Raw genomic sequence first — 14,565 nt, 5'->3', positions numbered from 1 at the left:
AGTCTGCCTGACCCTCCGCCGAAACCCTTACCATGGTAGGGTTGCGGCGGAGGGCTTCATGACTGATTCGGCCGAACGCGCTGCGGACGTCATTGCACAAATCGCAGCGGCCATGTCGTCGGAGGCGACGGCCAACGCCGCCGACCAAGGGCTGGCGCGCGTTGCGCAGGAAGGCTCGTTCGACGACCGCTACCGGGTGTGGCGCGGGCGGTCCGGCGCGCGTTACCTTGTCACCGTGATGCCGCTCGGAGAGGCGATCCGCATCGAAAACGGCGTCGTCCTCGTGGTTGCGGTCGAAGCGGACGGCTCGCGCCGCGTCGTGTGGGCCGGCGAGAGCGGCGCGGGACTTCCGGGCCTGCGTCTCGAACCGGGTCTGCGCGTCGAAGCTCACGTGCATCTGATCGCGCTCAGCGCGAAGAAGCGCCAGGCGGCGATCGACGACCTCGCGGATGGCGCGCAGTCCTACTCGTCGGTGCTGAGCGTGAGCGCGGATGCGAGCCAGGCGAGCGTCGGGTCGGTCACGCCGAGCCGCTCCAACTCCCGCACGGTGTTCAGGACGTAATCCGGATTCGGGCCCGCCGCGCCGACGCTGCAGCGGACGCGCGCCAGGGTCTCTTCCGGAGGCAGCAGTCCCACGTACTGGGGATGCTCCTGGTCCACGACATAGGCGAGCGCCTGCACGGTGCGGTCGCCGTCGAGCCGCGTCGGCAGCAGCGTCTCGCGGTAGACGTGGGTCACGAGTTCGCGCTCGCGCAGATAGGCGAGAGCGTCCGGCACATGCGCGGCGTCGACCCGGAAGGCGATGCCCTGGCACGAGCCGCCCTCGTCGAGCCCGAGCACGAGCCCCGGCCGCTCGGGCGTGCCGCGGTGGCGATGGGAGGCGATGCAGAGCGCGCGATGATAGCCGTCGACGGTCGCCGGCGATTGCTCGACGAACGTGAACCCCGGCCGCCACATGAGGGAGCCGTAGGCGAACACCCATAGGTCGACGTCGGTCGGAATCATCCCGTCGCGGTCGAGGACCGGCCCTAGCGATTGACAGGAGAGGCGGCGTCCGTTTCGGGTACCAGCCCTGCGCCGCCGCGGCAAGACGACGGCGCGTCGCGTCCTGCCTGCGCAGAGAATGAGACCGCCCATGACGCCCCCGATGTCGCCGCTCCCGAGCCGCTCCCCCGAGACGCCGCCACCCTCCCGCGGCCTGTCGCGCTGGGGCGTGTTCCTGCCCGTGATCCTTCTCGTCGTGCTGGCGGCCGGCTGGTCCGTCTTCTGGTTCGTGGCGGCGGGCAAGGCGACCGAAGCGGCCGACGCCTGGATCGCGCGCGAGGCCAAGCGCGGGCGAACCTACGCCTGCGCCGAACGCGACACGTCCGGTTTTCCGTTCCGGATCGAGCTGTCCTGCACCGGCGCCACGGCGAGCCTGCCGGCGGACGGCGGCCCGATCGTCGCGACCGCGCCGCGCTTTGTCGCGGTCGCCCAGATCTACGATCCGCGCCGGCTGATCGGCGACGTCCGCGGGCCGATCGAGGTGACGGACGCCAGCGGCCGCAAGGCCACCCTGTCGTTCGCCACCGCGCAGGCGAGCGTCGCGGTCTCGTCGGATCGCCGGTTCGACCGCACCTCGATCGCGCTGACGGCGCCGCGTCTGGTGGCGGGCGCCGACGAGATCGGCGCAGCGAAGCATCTGGAGCTTCACCTGCGCCGGGCGCCGGACGGCTCCGACGGCGTTTACGATCTGGCCGCGCGCGTCGAGGAGGCGACCTCGCCGGCGCTCGCGCTGGTGCCGGTCGGCGCCGGCCCGCTGTCGGGCGAACTGCAGATCGAGGCGCGCGGGGTCGGCGACCTCGCGCCGCAGCCGACCTCCGAGCGGCTGCGGGCCTTCGCCGAGGCCGGCGGACGCCTGCATGTCGCGCTGGCGCGCGTCACCCGCGGCGACGTGGCGGCCGAGGCCAAGGGCGACCTCGCGCTCAACATCGAGGGCCGGCCCGAGGGAAAGCTCACCCTCACCGCCCGCGGCGTCGATCAGCTCGTGCAGAGCCTGTTCGGGGCAGGCGAAGAGGGCAATGGCAAGAAGGACCTGCTGTCGTCGCTGCTCGGCGCCGGCGCCAAGATGCTGGGATCGCCGGCCACCCTCGACGACCGGCCCGCCACCGCCTACCCTGTCCGGATCGCGAACGGGCGGCTTTCCGTCGGTCCCGTGAAGCTCTGGCGGTCGCCGCCCCTGTTCTGATCTGGCGCGGCGCGGGCCGCCGCGGTAGGGTCCAGCCGCCCGAGGCGGAGCGTTCCGCCTCCCGAGGACGCCATGGACCGACCTGACCCAACGCACGACGAAGACACGCATTTCGGCTTTTCCGAGGTGCGCACGACGGAGAAGCAGGGGCTGGTCGACGACGTCTTCCACAAGGTCGCCTCGCGCTACGACCTAATGAACGACCTGATGTCCTGCGGCCTGCACCGCGCCTGGAAAGCCGCGATGGTGACGGCGATCGCCCTCCCGAAAGCGGCGCGGCCGTTCAGGATGCTGGACGTGGCCGGCGGCACCGGCGACATCGCCTTCCGCGCGCTGAAGCAGGGCGGCGCCGGCGTCGACGTCACTGTGCTCGACATCAACGGCGCCATGCTGGCCGTCGGCAAGGAGCGCGCGGCCGCGCGCCGGCTCGGCCAACGGGTCGAGTTCGTGCAGGGCAACGCCGAGGAGCTGCCGTTCCCGGACCGCTCGTTCGACGCGGTCACGATCGCCTTCGGCATCCGCAACGTTCCGCGCATCCCCAAGGCGCTGCTGGAGATGCAGCGCGTGCTTAAGCCGGGAGGGCGGGCGCTGGTGCTGGAGTTCTCGACCGTCGACGTGCCGGGTCTCGACAAGGTCTACGACGCGTTCTCGTTCCGGGTGATCCCCCAGCTCGGCAAGCTCGTGGCCGGCGACGCCGAGCCCTACCAGTATCTGGTCGAGTCGATCCGCCGCTTCCCCGACGCGGCGACCTTCGCCGAAATGATGCGCGAGGCGGGCTTCGAGCAGGTGACCGCGACGCCCATGACCGGCGGCGTCGCCGCGCTGCACCTGGGCTTCCGGATTTGAGCGGAGCGTCGATCCCGCGCGCCCACGCTGGGCCCGCCCACGGCCGACCTGCGCGGGCGGCGTCATGTCCGTCCTGAGCGTCGCGCCGAACCTGCTGCGTCTCGCGCGCGGCGGCTTCGTGATGGCGCGCGAGGGCGCGCTTCGGCTCGCGGACCCGATCGACCTGCCCCCCCATGTCCGCACGCTGATCCGGCTCGGCCGCCTGATCGAGCGCCGCGGCGCGACCGACGGCGCCGACGGCCTCGCTCGTGCGCTCCAGCGCCTTGGGCCGTCCTACGTCAAGCTCGGCCAGTTCCTCGCCACCCGGCCCGACGTGGTAGGCCTGCGGACCGCGCGCGACCTCGAACGCCTGCAGGACCGCGTCGACCCCTTCCCCCAAGACCAGGCCGAAGCCGCGATCGAGGAGGCACTGGCGGCGCCGCTCGCGGCCCGTTTCGTCGCGCTCGGGCCTGCGGTCGCGGCAGCCTCGATCGCCCAGGTGCATCAGGCGACCGTGCGCGACGCCTTCGGCGAGCGCGTGGTCGCGGTCAAGGTGCTGCGCCCCGGCGTCGCGCATCGGATCGGGCGGGATCTCGATGCCTTCCTCGCGATCGCGCGCATGATCGAGCGCTGGGTCCCGAAGGCCCGGCGCCTGAAGCCCGTCGTGGTGGTGGAGACGCTGGCGCGCTCGGTCGCGATCGAGATGGACCTGCGGCTCGAGGCGGCCGCCCTGTCGGAGATCGCCGAGAACACCGCTGCGGATCCCGGTTTCCGCGTGCCGGAGGTCGACTGGGAGCGCACCGCGCGCGGCGTGCTCACCATGGAGTGGATCGAGGCGATCAAGCTCTCGGACCGCGAGGGCTTGATCGCGGCGGGGCTCGACCTGCCGGCGCTCGGCCAGCTGGTGATGCAGACCTTCCTGCGTCACGCCATGCGCGACGGCTTCTTCCACGCCGACATGCATCCCGGAAACCTGTTCGTGGACGCGGGCGGCGGCCTGATCGCGGTCGACTTCGGCCTGACCGGCCGGCTCGGCAAGAAGGAGCGCCGCTTCCTCGCCGAGATCCTTCACGGCTTCATCACCCGCGACTACAAGCGGATCGCCGAGGTGCATTTTGAAGCCGGCTATGTTCCGGCCGACCAGTCGGTCGACGAGTTCGCCCGCGCGCTCCGCGCCATCGGCGAGCCGATCCATTCCCGCACCGCCGACCAGATCTCGATGGCCAAGCTGCTCACGCTGCTGTTCGAGGTGACGGAGCTGTTCCAGATGCAGACGCGGCCCGAGCTGCTGATGCTGCAGAAGACCATGGTGGTTGTGGAGGGCGTCGCGCGGTCGCTCGACCCAAAGCTCGACATGTGGGCGACGGCGGCCCCCGTGGTCCGCGAATGGCTCGAGCGCAACCTTGGGCCGATCGGGATCGCCGAGACGGCCGTCGAGGAGCTCCGCCAGCTCGTGCGGGGCCTCGGCGCCGTGCCGGAGCTTCTGCTGCGGATCGAGCGCACCTCGATCGAGCTGGAGGAGGTCGTCCGTGGCGGCTTGAGCTATTCCGACGAAAGCATCCAGGCGATCGTCGGCGGCGTCCGCCGCGCGGCGCTGTGGAGCAATCTGGCGCTCGGCGCGATCGCGGTGGGTCTGGTGGTCTACCTGTTCCGGTGATTGCGTTGATTGCAACGCAATCACTTTGGCGCCATCCTTCAAGGACACTTGCGCCGATGGGAGGTCACCGCTCATGGCCAGCTTGACGATCAGGAATTTGGACGAGGCGACCAAAGCGGCGCTCCGCGTTCGAGCCGCGACACACGGACGATCGATGGAGGACGAAGCGCGTCGCATCCTCAACTCATCGCTCTCCGGGGACATCGCCCCACGGCAGGGCAACCTTGCGGATGCAATCGCAGCAATCTTCGACCCACTTGGCGGCGTTGAACTCGATATTCCGCCGCGCGAGCCCATGAGGGAGCCTCCCGATTTCAGCGGGCCAGACTCCGACGCCTATGATCATCCTCGACACGAACGTTCTGTCTGAAATCATGAGACCGGCCGCCGACCGGTCTACCGTTGTCTACGGCTGGCTCCGCTCGCAGGACCCAGCCAACCTCATGACGACATCGATATCGGTGGCCGAGATCGCCGTAGGCGTGCACAAAATGCCCATAGGTCGCCGACGCCGCGATCTTGAGGACGGCGCCCGACGTCTGTTCACGACGCTGTTCGTGGATCGGATACTTCCATTCGATGTTCTCGCAGCAGAACACTTCGGTCCTTTGCTGGCGGAGCGACGTCAGAAAGGCCGACACTTTCACACATTCGACTTCCAGATCCTTGCGATAGCCGCGAGCCGGCGATACGCGATCGCGACCCGAAACATGGGTGATTTCGACGACGTGGGCGTCAAGTTGATCAACCCCTGGAACCACCCCGCCCCGTGAGCTCCTCCCGCATCCTGCTCGTCATCGGCGGCGGCATCGCCGCCTACAAGACGCTCGACCTGATCCGCCGTCTGAAGGAGCGCGGCTTCTCCGTCCGCGCGATCCTCACCAAGGCCGCGGCGGAGTTCGTGACGCCGCTGTCGGTCGGGACGCTCACGGCCGAGCCGGTGTTCCAGGAGCTGTTCGACCTGACGCAGGAGCAGGACGTGGGCCACATCCGGCTCGCCCGCGACGCCGATCTGGTGGTGGTGGCGCCGGCGACGGCCGACCTGCTCGCCAAGATGGCGAACGGCCTCGCCAACGACCTCGCCTCGACCGCGCTGTTGGCCACCACCGCGCCGGTGCTCGCGGCCCCGGCCATGAACCCGACGATGTGGGCGCATCCCGCGACGCGTCGGAACGTGGCCTGGCTCGAGGCGCAGGGCGTCGCCTTCGTCGGCCCCGAGGAGGGCCTCATGGCCGAGCGCGGCGAGAGCGGGCTCGGGCGGATGAGCGAGCCGCTCGCGATCGTGGCCGCCGTCGAAGCGCGGCTGCAGCCTGCCTCCGGCGCGCTGGCGGGGCGGCGGGTGCTGGTGACGTCGGGTCCCACACATGAGCCGATCGATCCCGTGCGCGTGCTGGCGAACCGCTCGTCGGGCCGGCAGGGCCACGCCATCGCCGCCGCCGCGGCTCGGGCGGGCGCGGAGGTTACGCTCGTGTCCGGCCCCGTGGCCCTGCCCGATCCCGCCGGCGTGACGACGGTCCATGTGGAGAGCGCTCGGGAGATGCTCGCCGCCGTGGAGGCCGCGCCGCCGGCCGACGTGGCGGTGTTCGCCGCCGCGGTGGCCGACTGGCGGGTGGCCGAGGACGCCGTCCAGAAGATCAAGAAGGGCGCAGGCGGCCCTCCGGTCCTGACGCTGGTCGAGAACCCCGACATCCTGGCGAGCGTCGCCCGCAGGACGGAGGGGCGGCCGGAGCTGGTGGTGGGCTTCGCGGCGGAGACCGAGAACGTGCTCGACAACGCGCGCGCCAAGCTGGCCCGCAAGGGCTGCGACCTGATCGTGGCGAACGACGTCTCGCCCGGGGGCGGCGGGGTGATGGGTGGCGCGCGCAACACCGTGCATCTCGTCGGCAGCGGCGGCGTCGAATCCTGGGAGACGATGACCAAGGAAGCCGTCGCGGAGGCGCTTGTGGCGCGCTTCGCAGCCGCCCTGAGGCCACGGCCGTGACCGAACTCCGGATCCTGCGCCTCCCTCACGGCGAGGGGCTTCCGACCCCGGCCTATGAGACCTCGGCGGCCGCCGGCCTCGATCTGCCGGCGGCCGTGCCCGAGGATGCGCCGATCGTGATCGCGCCCGGCGCTCGCGCTCTTGTCCCGACAGGTCTGGTGCTCCAATTGCCCACGGGGTTCGAAGCCCAAGTCAGGCCGCGTTCGGGCCTCGCGCTTCGTCACGGGGTGACGGTGCTGAACGCGCCGGGGACGATCGACGCGGACTATCGCGGCGAGCTGAAGGTTCTTCTCGTGAATCACGGGGACGAACCCTTTGCGGTGGCTCGTGGAGCGCGGATCGCCCAGCTGGTGCTGGCGTCGGTCGCGCGCGCCACGGTCGTCGAAGCGGAGGCGGTCGATCCCAGCGGGCGCGGGGAGGGCGGCTTCGGCTCCACGGGACGGTGAGGTCGGAAGGAGAGGTCATGAATTTGCTGCCGCGCCGCAGCCTGCTCGCCGTGGCGGCGGTCGTGGACATCGCCTACCACGCGCGTCCCACGCCGATCGCCGCCAAGACTCTCGCCGCCCGCCATGGCCTGCCCCCGCGGCATCTCGAAACGCTGCTGCAGGTGCTCGTGCGCACCGGCATCCTCAAGGGCGTGCGCGGACCGCGCGGCGGATACGAGCTTGCGCGCGAGCGCCGGCGCATCTCGATCGGGGACATCGTCCGCGCCGCCATGGGCGAGGAGGAGGACGTCGACGCGCTCGCCGCGCGCGAGGTCCGCGAGGGCGGCTCCGCCTTGGTGGCCGAGGTGGTGAAGCCGATGATCCGTTCGGCGTCCGAGAGCTTTCTCGAACGGCTCGACGAGATCAACGTCGAGGACCTGTGTCAGGAGGCCGAACGCCGTCGCGTGTTCGGCGACAGCCGGCAGACCTACGATTTCACAATATAAAGACGCATAATATCGATTTTATCGACAATGGTCTGTGGGTTTGGTAGTCTCCGGTGAGAAAATGGCCCTGCGCGCAGCGGCGAGGGCCTGAGAAACAGGTCTCCTAGGAGAGGTCCCATGAGCCAGCCCGCGTTCAAGACTGAAGCGGCCCCCGAGCGCGCCCCGGGCCGGGGCCGCATCTACGACAGCATCACCGATACGATCGGCGACACCCCGCTCGTGCGGTTGGACCGTCTCGCCAAGCACAAGGGCGTGAAGGCCAACCTGCTGGCGAAGCTGGAGTTCTTCAATCCGATCTCGAGCGTGAAGGACCGCATCGGCGTCGCCATGATCGACGCGCTGGAGCGCGACGGCGTGCTGAAGCCCGACAGCGTGCTCGTGGAGCCGACCTCCGGAAACACCGGCATCGCGCTCGCCTTCACGGCCGCCGCCCGCGGCTACCGCCTCATCCTCGTGATGCCCGAGACCATGTCGATCGAGCGCCGCAAGATGCTGGCGCTGCTCGGCGCGGAGCTGGTGCTCACCGAGGGGCCGAAGGGCATGAAGGGCGCCGTCGCCCGCGCCCAGGAGCTGGTGCAGGAGATCCCGAACGCGATCATCCCGCAGCAGTTCGAGAACCCGGCGAACCCGGAGATCCACCGCCGCACCACGGCGGAGGAGATCTGGAACGACACCAACGGCGAGGTGGACTATCTGGTGTCCGGCGTCGGAACGGGGGGCACCATTACCGGCGTCGGCTCCGCGCTGAAGCCGCGCAAGAGCACGCTGAAGGTCGTCGCGGTGGAGCCCGAAGACTCGCCCGTGCTGTCCGGCGGTCAGCCCGGTCCGCACAAGATCCAGGGCATCGGCGCCGGTTTCGTGCCGGGCGTGCTCGACCGCTCGGTCATCGACGAGGTCGTGACCGTCGGCAACCAGACCTCGTTCGAGACGGCGCGGCTCGTCGCCCGGCTCGAGGGCGTTCCGGTCGGCATCTCCTCGGGCGCCGCGATCGCCGCAGCTCTCGAGATCGGCGCCCGGCCGGAGGCGGCGGGCAAGAACATCGTGATCATCATCCCGAGCTTCGCCGAGCGCTATCTCTCGACCGCCCTGTTCGAGGGCCTCTGAGGGCCGTCGCTTCCGTATCTCGCCGACGTCGGGATGGTCATGCCGACGTCGGTCCGGCATGACCATCTGACATGACCTCCGTCTTCCGCTTCGCACCGTCGCCGACCGGGCTGCTCCATCTCGGGCACGCCGCGTCGGCCGCTGCGGTCTGGCGCGGGGCGGAGGCCGCCGGCGGGCGCGTCCTGCTGCGGATCGAGGACATCGATCCGGTCCGGTCGAAGCCGGAGTTCGCCGCCGCGATCGAAGAGGACCTCGCCTGGCTGGGCTTCCGCTGGGACGGCCCCGTCGTTCGCCAGTCCGAACGCCTCGATCTCTACGCTGCAGCCATCGCGAAGCTGGATGCGCAAGGCCTGCTTTATCCCTGCCGCCTGTCGCGGACGGATATCGCCGCCGCCGCGGCGCCGGACGCCGCGCGCGATCCGGACGGCGCCGTGCGTCTGCCGCTCGCGGGGGCCCGGCCCTCGGATCCCGACGGCCCCCCTGCGCGTCGCCTGCGCATGGCGAAGGCGCTCGCGACGCTCGGCGGCGATCCGCTGACCTGGCGGGAGGAGGGCGTCGGCGCGATCGAGGCCCGGCCCGAGCTCTGGGGCGACGTCGTGCTCGCGCGCAAGGAGACGCCGACGAGCTACCACCTCGCCGTTGTCGTGGACGACGCGGCGCAGGGCGTCACCCACGTGGTGCGCGGGCGCGACCTCTATGATGCGACGGCCGTCCACCGGCTGCTCCAGCGCCTGCTCGATCTGCCGGAACCCGCTTACCGCCACCACCCGCTCCTGCTCGCGCCCGACGGCGAGAAGCTGGCGAAGCGCCGCGGCTCGCCGTCGCTGCGGTCACTGCGGGCGGAGGGGTGGTCGCGGGAGGACGTCCTGCGCGCGGTCGGGGCGGCCTGAGCGGGCCTCGTCGCATAAGCGTTATCGACCCGTCGCGCTTTGCGACCTAGGTTCACCTCGACGGCCGGCCGTCGAGGCCGCCGCCGCGCATGCCAGGAGACGATCATGCTGCAGGGCGACGCCATCCGCACCAGGCTCATCGACGACGCCGCGGAGCGGGCCGGGCGGGCGGGCGGACCGCCGGCGGCCTTCGTCGAGGCGCTGTTCGCGCGCACCGCGCTGGACGATCTCGAACCTCTTCAGCCGGCGGCGCTCGCGACCCTCGCCAGCGACGCGTGGCGGCATCTGGCGCGCCGGGCGCCGGGGAAGGCCGACATTCGGCTGATCGACCCCGAGCTTGGGGGCCGGGCCGAGACGACCGTGATCGAGATCGTCAACGACGACATGCCGTTCCTGCTCGACAGCGTGCTGGCTGAGCTCGGCGAGCGCGCGATGACGGCAGGGCTCGTGGCCCATCCCATCATCGCCGTGGAGCGGGACGCCGACGGCAGGCTCGCCCGCTTCCTCGGCGACGCAAACCGCGCGGAGGTGGAGGACACGCCGCGCGAGAGCCTGATCCATCTGCATGTCGACCGGATCGACGACGAGGCGGCCCGCGCCGACCTGGTCGCGGCGCTCGAGGACGTGCTGGCCGAGGTCCGGAAGACGACCGAAGACTACGAAGCCATGCGGTCCCTCGTGCAGGCGCAGGTCGCGGCGTTCAAGGAGACGCCGCCGCCGCTCGAGGTCGCCGAGATCGCCGAGGCGATCCAGTTCCTGCAATGGCTCGACGGCGACGAGTTCATCTTCCTCGGCGCCCGCGAGTACGCCTTGAAGGGGGAGGGCGACGACGAGCGGCTGGAGCAGCTGTCCGAGACGGGCCTCGGCGCGTTGCGCGATCCCGCCGCACGCGTGCTGCGTCGCGGCGGCCAGCTGGTCAATCTTACGCCTGAGATCCGGGCCTTCCTGCACGAGCCGAAGCCGCTGATCGTCACCAAGGCCAGCGTCCACGCAAAGGTCTTTCGGCGGCGGCACATGGACTACGTCGGCGTGAAGCGGTTCGATGGCGACGGCCGCCTCGTCGGCGAACTCCGCATCGTGGGCCTGTTCACCGCCTCGGCCTACACCCGGCCGGCCCGCAGCCTTCCGGTGGTCCGCCGCAAGATCGATCAGGTCATCCGGCGCGCGGGCTTCGATCCGGACAGCCACTCCGGCAAGGCGCTTGCGACCGTGCTGGAGACCCACCCGCGCGACGAGCTGTTCCAGGTCGACGCCGACGCGCTGTTCGACACCGCGATGGAGATCCTCGCGCTCTACGAACGCCCGCGCGTGAAGGTCCTGCTGCGCCTCGACCGGTTCGAGCGTTTCGCCTCGGCGCTCGTCTACGTTCCGCGCGAGCGCTACGATTCCGCCGTGCGCACGCGCATCGGCCAGCGGCTCGCGCAACGGCTCGGCGGCCGCGTAAGCGCCTACTATCCCGCCTTCCCCGAGGGCCCGCTCGCCCGGGTGCAGTTCGTCATCGGCCTCGACGGACCCGCGCCGGAGGTCGACCCTGCGGCGCTCGACGAGGAGATCGCTCAGCAGGCGGCGACCTGGGGCGATCTGCTCCGGACCGAGCTTTCGACCAGCCGCACGGGCGCCGAGGCCCGCCGGCTGGCGCAGCGCTACGGCCAGGCGTTCGGTCGCGCCTACGAGTCGCGCACCTCGCCGGCGGAGGCGGTGGTCGACCTCGGCCACATCGAGCGGCTCTCCGCCGAGGCGAGCTTCGCGATCGACTTCTTCCGCCGCGCCGGCGAGCCGGAGATCCGCCTGAAGGTGTTCTCGCGCGGGGCGCCGATCCCGCTGTCGCGCCGCGTCCCCATGCTCGAGAACATGGGATTCCGGGTGATCGAGGAGCGCAGCTACCGCGCGGAGCCCGCGGGTCTCGGGGCGGAGGCCCATGTCTTCATCCACGACATGGCGCTTGAGCGCGCCAGCGGCGGCGCGTTCGAGCTGACGCACGCGCTCGACGCCCAGCTCGAGGCGCTGCTCATCGCGGTGCTGAACGGCGACGCGGAGAGCGACGGGTACAACGCGCTCACGCTCGAAGGCGGTCTCGGCTGGCGCGACATCGCGCTGGTGCGCGCGCTCTCGCGCTACCTCCGGCAGGCGCGGGTTCCCTATGACCAGGACTACATGTGGACCACGCTGACGAAGCATGCGGGCGTCGCCGCGATGATCGTCGAGCTGTTCCACGTCCGCTTTGCGCCGGGCGGGTCCGGCGACCGCGTCGAGCGCGAGGCGGGGATCGTCGCCCGCATCGAGGAGGCGCTCGTCGCCGTCGACAGCCTCGACGAAGACCGCATCCTGCGCCGGTTCGAGAACTTCGTGCAGGCCTGCCAGCGCACCAACTTCTTCCAGGACGACGCGGCGGGAGGGCTCAAGCGCACCTTCGCCTTCAAGCTGGAGAGCGCGAAGGTCGACGGCCTGCCCGCCCCGCGGCCGCTCTACGAAATCTCGGTCTATTCGCCCCGCGTGGAGGGCGTGCATCTCCGCTTCGGCAAGGTCGCGCGCGGCGGTCTGCGCTGGTCCGATCGGCCGCAGGATTTCCGCACCGAGGTGCTGGGCCTGGTGAAGGCACAGCAGGTGAAGAACGCGGTCATCGTGCCGGTGGGCGCCAAGGGCGGCTTCGTGCCGAAGCAGCTGCCCGCGGGGCCCCGCGACGCCTGGTTCGCGGAAGGAACCGAGGCCTACAAGATCTTCATCAACGCCCTGCTGGACGTGACCGACGACCTGAAGGGCGACGACCTTGTCCCGCCCGAGGCGGTTGTCCGCCACGACGGCGACGACCCCTATCTGGTGGTCGCGGCGGACAAGGGCACCGCCACCTTCTCCGACACCGCGAACGGCATCGCCGAGGGCCGCGGCTTCTGGCTAGGCGACGCCTTCGCCTCGGGCGGCTCCGTCGGCTACGACCACAAGGCCATGGGCATCACCGCGCGGGGAGCGTGGGAGGCGGTGAAGCGGCATTTCCGCGAGATGGACGTCGACATCCAGACCACGCCCTTCACGGTGGTGGGCGTCGGCGACATGTCGGGCGACGTCTTCGGCAACGGCATGCTGCTGTCGCCTGCGATCAAGCTCCTCGCGGCCTTCGATCATCGTGACATCTTCCTCGATCCCGATCCGGACCCCGCCGTCTCGTTCGAGGAGCGCAAGCGTCTGTTCGCCGTGCCGCGCTCGAGTTGGAAGGACTACGACGCCGCCAAGATCTCGGCGGGAGGCGGCGTGTTCGCGCGCAGCCTGAAGACGATCCCGCTCTCTGAGCCCGTGCGCGCCGCTCTCGGCTTCGACAAGGCCAGCGCGACGCCGCAGGAGCTGATGAGCGCGATCCTGAAGACGCCGGCGGACCTGCTCTGGTTCGGCGGCATCGGCACCTATGTGCGGGCCACGAGCGAGACCGACGAGCAGGCCGGCGACCGCGCCAACGACGCGATCCGCGTCGCCGCGCCGGATCTCCGGGTGAAGGTGGTGGGCGAGGGCGCCAACCTCGGCGTCACCCAGAAGGCCCGCATCGAGGCGGCGGCCAGGGGCGTGCGCATCAACTCCGACGCCATCGACAATTCCGCGGGCGTCAACACCTCGGACGTCGAGGTGAACATCAAGATCGCCTTCGCCGGCCCGGTGCGCGACGGGACGCTCGCGCTCGACGAGCGCAACCGCATCCTGAGCGAAATGACAGACGAGGTCGGTCGCCTCGTGCTCGCCAACAACTACGACCAGACCCTCGCGATCTCGCTCAGCCAGCGTGCGGGCGTCGACGAGGCGGGCTTCCTGTCGCGGCTGATGCAGGCGCTCGAGGTCCGCGGCCTGCTCGACCGCGCGGTCGAGACCCTGCCGGACGACGCCACGCTCGCCGAACGCGTGCGCGTCGGCGATCCGCTGGAGCGGCCCGAGATCGCCGTGCTGCTGGCCTGGTCCAAGATCGCGCTCTACGACGACCTGCTGGCCTCCGGCACGCCGGACGATCCTTACCTCGCGAAGGAGCTGGTCCGCTATTTCCCGACGCTGATGCGCGAGCGCTTCGCGGAGGCGATCGCCGGCCACCGGCTGCGGCGGGAGATTATCGCGACCATGCTCGCGAACGCCATGATCAACCGCGGCGGGCCGGCGCTCGTGGTCCGGCTGATGGACCAGACCGGAGCGCCGCCGTCCCGCATCGCGGCCGCCTTCGCGGTGGCGCGCGACGCCTTCCGCATGGACGAGGTGCACGACGAGATCGACGCGCTGGATACGAAGATTCCCGGCGCCCTCCAGCTCGATCTCTACGCCGGCATGCGCGAGTTGTTGCTCCACCGCATGGTCTGGTTCCTGCGCAACGTCGATCTTGACGGAGGGCTCGACGGCGTCGTCGCACGGTTCCAGACCGGCGTGGACGCGGTCGCCGCCGGGCTCGACGAGGCGCTCGGGCCCGACGCGGCGGGCCGCCGCTCCGCCCGCGCGACGGAGCTCGTGCGCGCCGGCCTGCCGGGGCCGCTCGCGGTGCGGTTCTCGGCGCTTCTCGCCATGGAGGGCGCGACCGACGCGGTGCTGATCGCCGAGAAGACCGGCCGTCCGATCGACGTCGCCGCGGCGGCGCTGTTCGCGGTCGCCGACGAGTTCCAGCTCGCCCGCATGGTGCGGTCGGCGCAGGCGATCGGCGTGGCGGACTATTACGACCGCCTCGCGCTCGACCGCGCGCTGGATCAGATCGGCGTCGCCGCGCGGGCTATGGCGGTCGCGGCGCTTGTCGCCGAGCCCGGCCTCGACGGGTGGCCGGCGGTGTCCGCCTGGTCGGAGAACGCGGCGGACGTCGCCCGCGTGCGCCGCGCGGTCGGCGAGATAGCCGGCGGCGGGCTCACGCTCGCGCGGCTGACGGTGGCCTCCAGCCTGCTCGGAGATTTGGCGCGGGACGTGGCGTAGACTGCGCGTCCCGCCACGCCTGCGTTACGC

Annotated in this window: 13 protein-coding genes; 12 read left to right on the top strand and 1 reads right to left on the bottom strand. The window is 70.9% G+C overall.

Annotated elements, in window-relative coordinates; all coding sequences use genetic code 11:
* The first annotated feature begins 58 nt into the window (after positions 1–58).
* Positions 59–562 carry a hypothetical protein gene (locus tag JOD31_RS10075; protein WP_204950191.1) on the top strand — a complete coding sequence of 168 codons (504 nt, stop codon included), beginning with the start codon at positions 59–61 and terminating at the stop codon, positions 560–562.
* Here JOD31_RS10075 and JOD31_RS10070 read toward each other — a convergent pair.
* On the bottom strand, positions 463–1,005 hold the full coding sequence (locus JOD31_RS10070; RefSeq protein ID WP_204950190.1) for a gamma-glutamylcyclotransferase: 543 nt from the start codon (positions 1,003–1,005) through the stop codon (positions 463–465). The two genes, JOD31_RS10075 and JOD31_RS10070, sit on opposite strands and share 100 nt — an antisense overlap.
* 130 nt (positions 1,006–1,135) lie before the next feature.
* Here JOD31_RS10070 and JOD31_RS10065 point away from each other — a divergent pair, with 130 nt between their 5' ends.
* The 11 genes from JOD31_RS10065 to JOD31_RS10020 all read left to right on the top strand — a co-directional run bounded on the left by JOD31_RS10065 (position 1,136) and on the right by JOD31_RS10020 (position 14,535).
* Complete coding sequence (locus tag JOD31_RS10065; protein WP_204950189.1) at positions 1,136–2,227, top strand: DUF2125 domain-containing protein; 1,092 nt, start codon at positions 1,136–1,138, stop codon at positions 2,225–2,227.
* 72 nt (positions 2,228–2,299) lie between these two features.
* On the top strand, positions 2,300–3,073 hold the full coding sequence (gene ubiE / locus JOD31_RS10060) for a bifunctional demethylmenaquinone methyltransferase/2-methoxy-6-polyprenyl-1,4-benzoquinol methylase UbiE (protein ID WP_204950188.1): 774 nt from the start codon (positions 2,300–2,302) through the stop codon (positions 3,071–3,073).
* 64 nt (positions 3,074–3,137) lie between these two features.
* Positions 3,138–4,709, top strand: a complete 1,572-nt coding sequence (gene ubiB / locus JOD31_RS10055) for a 2-polyprenylphenol 6-hydroxylase (protein WP_204950187.1) — start codon at positions 3,138–3,140, stop codon at positions 4,707–4,709.
* A 73-nt stretch (positions 4,710–4,782) separates the two neighbouring features.
* Positions 4,783–5,079 carry a FitA-like ribbon-helix-helix domain-containing protein gene (locus tag JOD31_RS19495; protein WP_246482412.1) on the top strand — a complete coding sequence of 99 codons (297 nt, stop codon included), beginning with the start codon at positions 4,783–4,785 and terminating at the stop codon, positions 5,077–5,079.
* Positions 5,048–5,482: a type II toxin-antitoxin system VapC family toxin gene (locus JOD31_RS10050; protein ID WP_204950186.1), complete on the top strand. Its 435-nt coding sequence runs from the start codon at positions 5,048–5,050 to the stop codon at positions 5,480–5,482. The genes JOD31_RS19495 and JOD31_RS10050 overlap by 32 nt, the downstream gene beginning before the upstream one ends.
* Positions 5,479–6,690, top strand: a complete 1,212-nt coding sequence (gene coaBC / locus JOD31_RS10045; RefSeq protein WP_204950185.1) for a bifunctional phosphopantothenoylcysteine decarboxylase/phosphopantothenate--cysteine ligase CoaBC — start codon at positions 5,479–5,481, stop codon at positions 6,688–6,690. The genes JOD31_RS10050 and coaBC overlap by 4 nt, the downstream gene beginning before the upstream one ends.
* Positions 6,687–7,136: a dUTP diphosphatase gene (gene dut, locus JOD31_RS10040; protein ID WP_204950184.1), complete on the top strand. Its 450-nt coding sequence runs from the start codon at positions 6,687–6,689 to the stop codon at positions 7,134–7,136. Before coaBC ends, dut begins: the two co-directional genes overlap by 4 nt.
* Positions 7,137–7,153: 17 nt before the next feature.
* Positions 7,154–7,621: an RrF2 family transcriptional regulator gene (locus JOD31_RS10035; RefSeq protein ID WP_204950183.1), complete on the top strand. Its 468-nt coding sequence runs from the start codon at positions 7,154–7,156 to the stop codon at positions 7,619–7,621.
* 117 nt (positions 7,622–7,738) lie between these two features.
* The gene (gene cysK / locus JOD31_RS10030) at positions 7,739–8,725 is read left to right on the top strand and encodes a cysteine synthase A (RefSeq protein ID WP_204950182.1); all 987 of its coding nucleotides are present in this window, start codon (positions 7,739–7,741) and stop codon (positions 8,723–8,725) included.
* A 71-nt stretch (positions 8,726–8,796) separates the two neighbouring features.
* Positions 8,797–9,615 (top strand): tRNA glutamyl-Q(34) synthetase GluQRS, encoded by an 819-nt coding sequence (gluQRS, locus tag JOD31_RS10025; protein WP_204950181.1) that lies wholly within the window; start codon positions 8,797–8,799, stop codon positions 9,613–9,615.
* 105 nt (positions 9,616–9,720) lie between these two features.
* Positions 9,721–14,535, top strand: a complete 4,815-nt coding sequence (locus JOD31_RS10020; protein ID WP_204950180.1) for an NAD-glutamate dehydrogenase — start codon at positions 9,721–9,723, stop codon at positions 14,533–14,535.
* Positions 14,536–14,565: the final 30 nt, after the last annotated feature.

The organism is Methylopila capsulata (genome assembly GCF_016907975.1).
Taxonomy (GTDB): Bacteria; Pseudomonadota; Alphaproteobacteria; order Rhizobiales; family Methylopilaceae; genus Methylopila; species Methylopila capsulata.
Note: the sequence above shows the minus strand (reverse complement) of the source record. Positions and strands in the feature narration are given on the sequence as shown.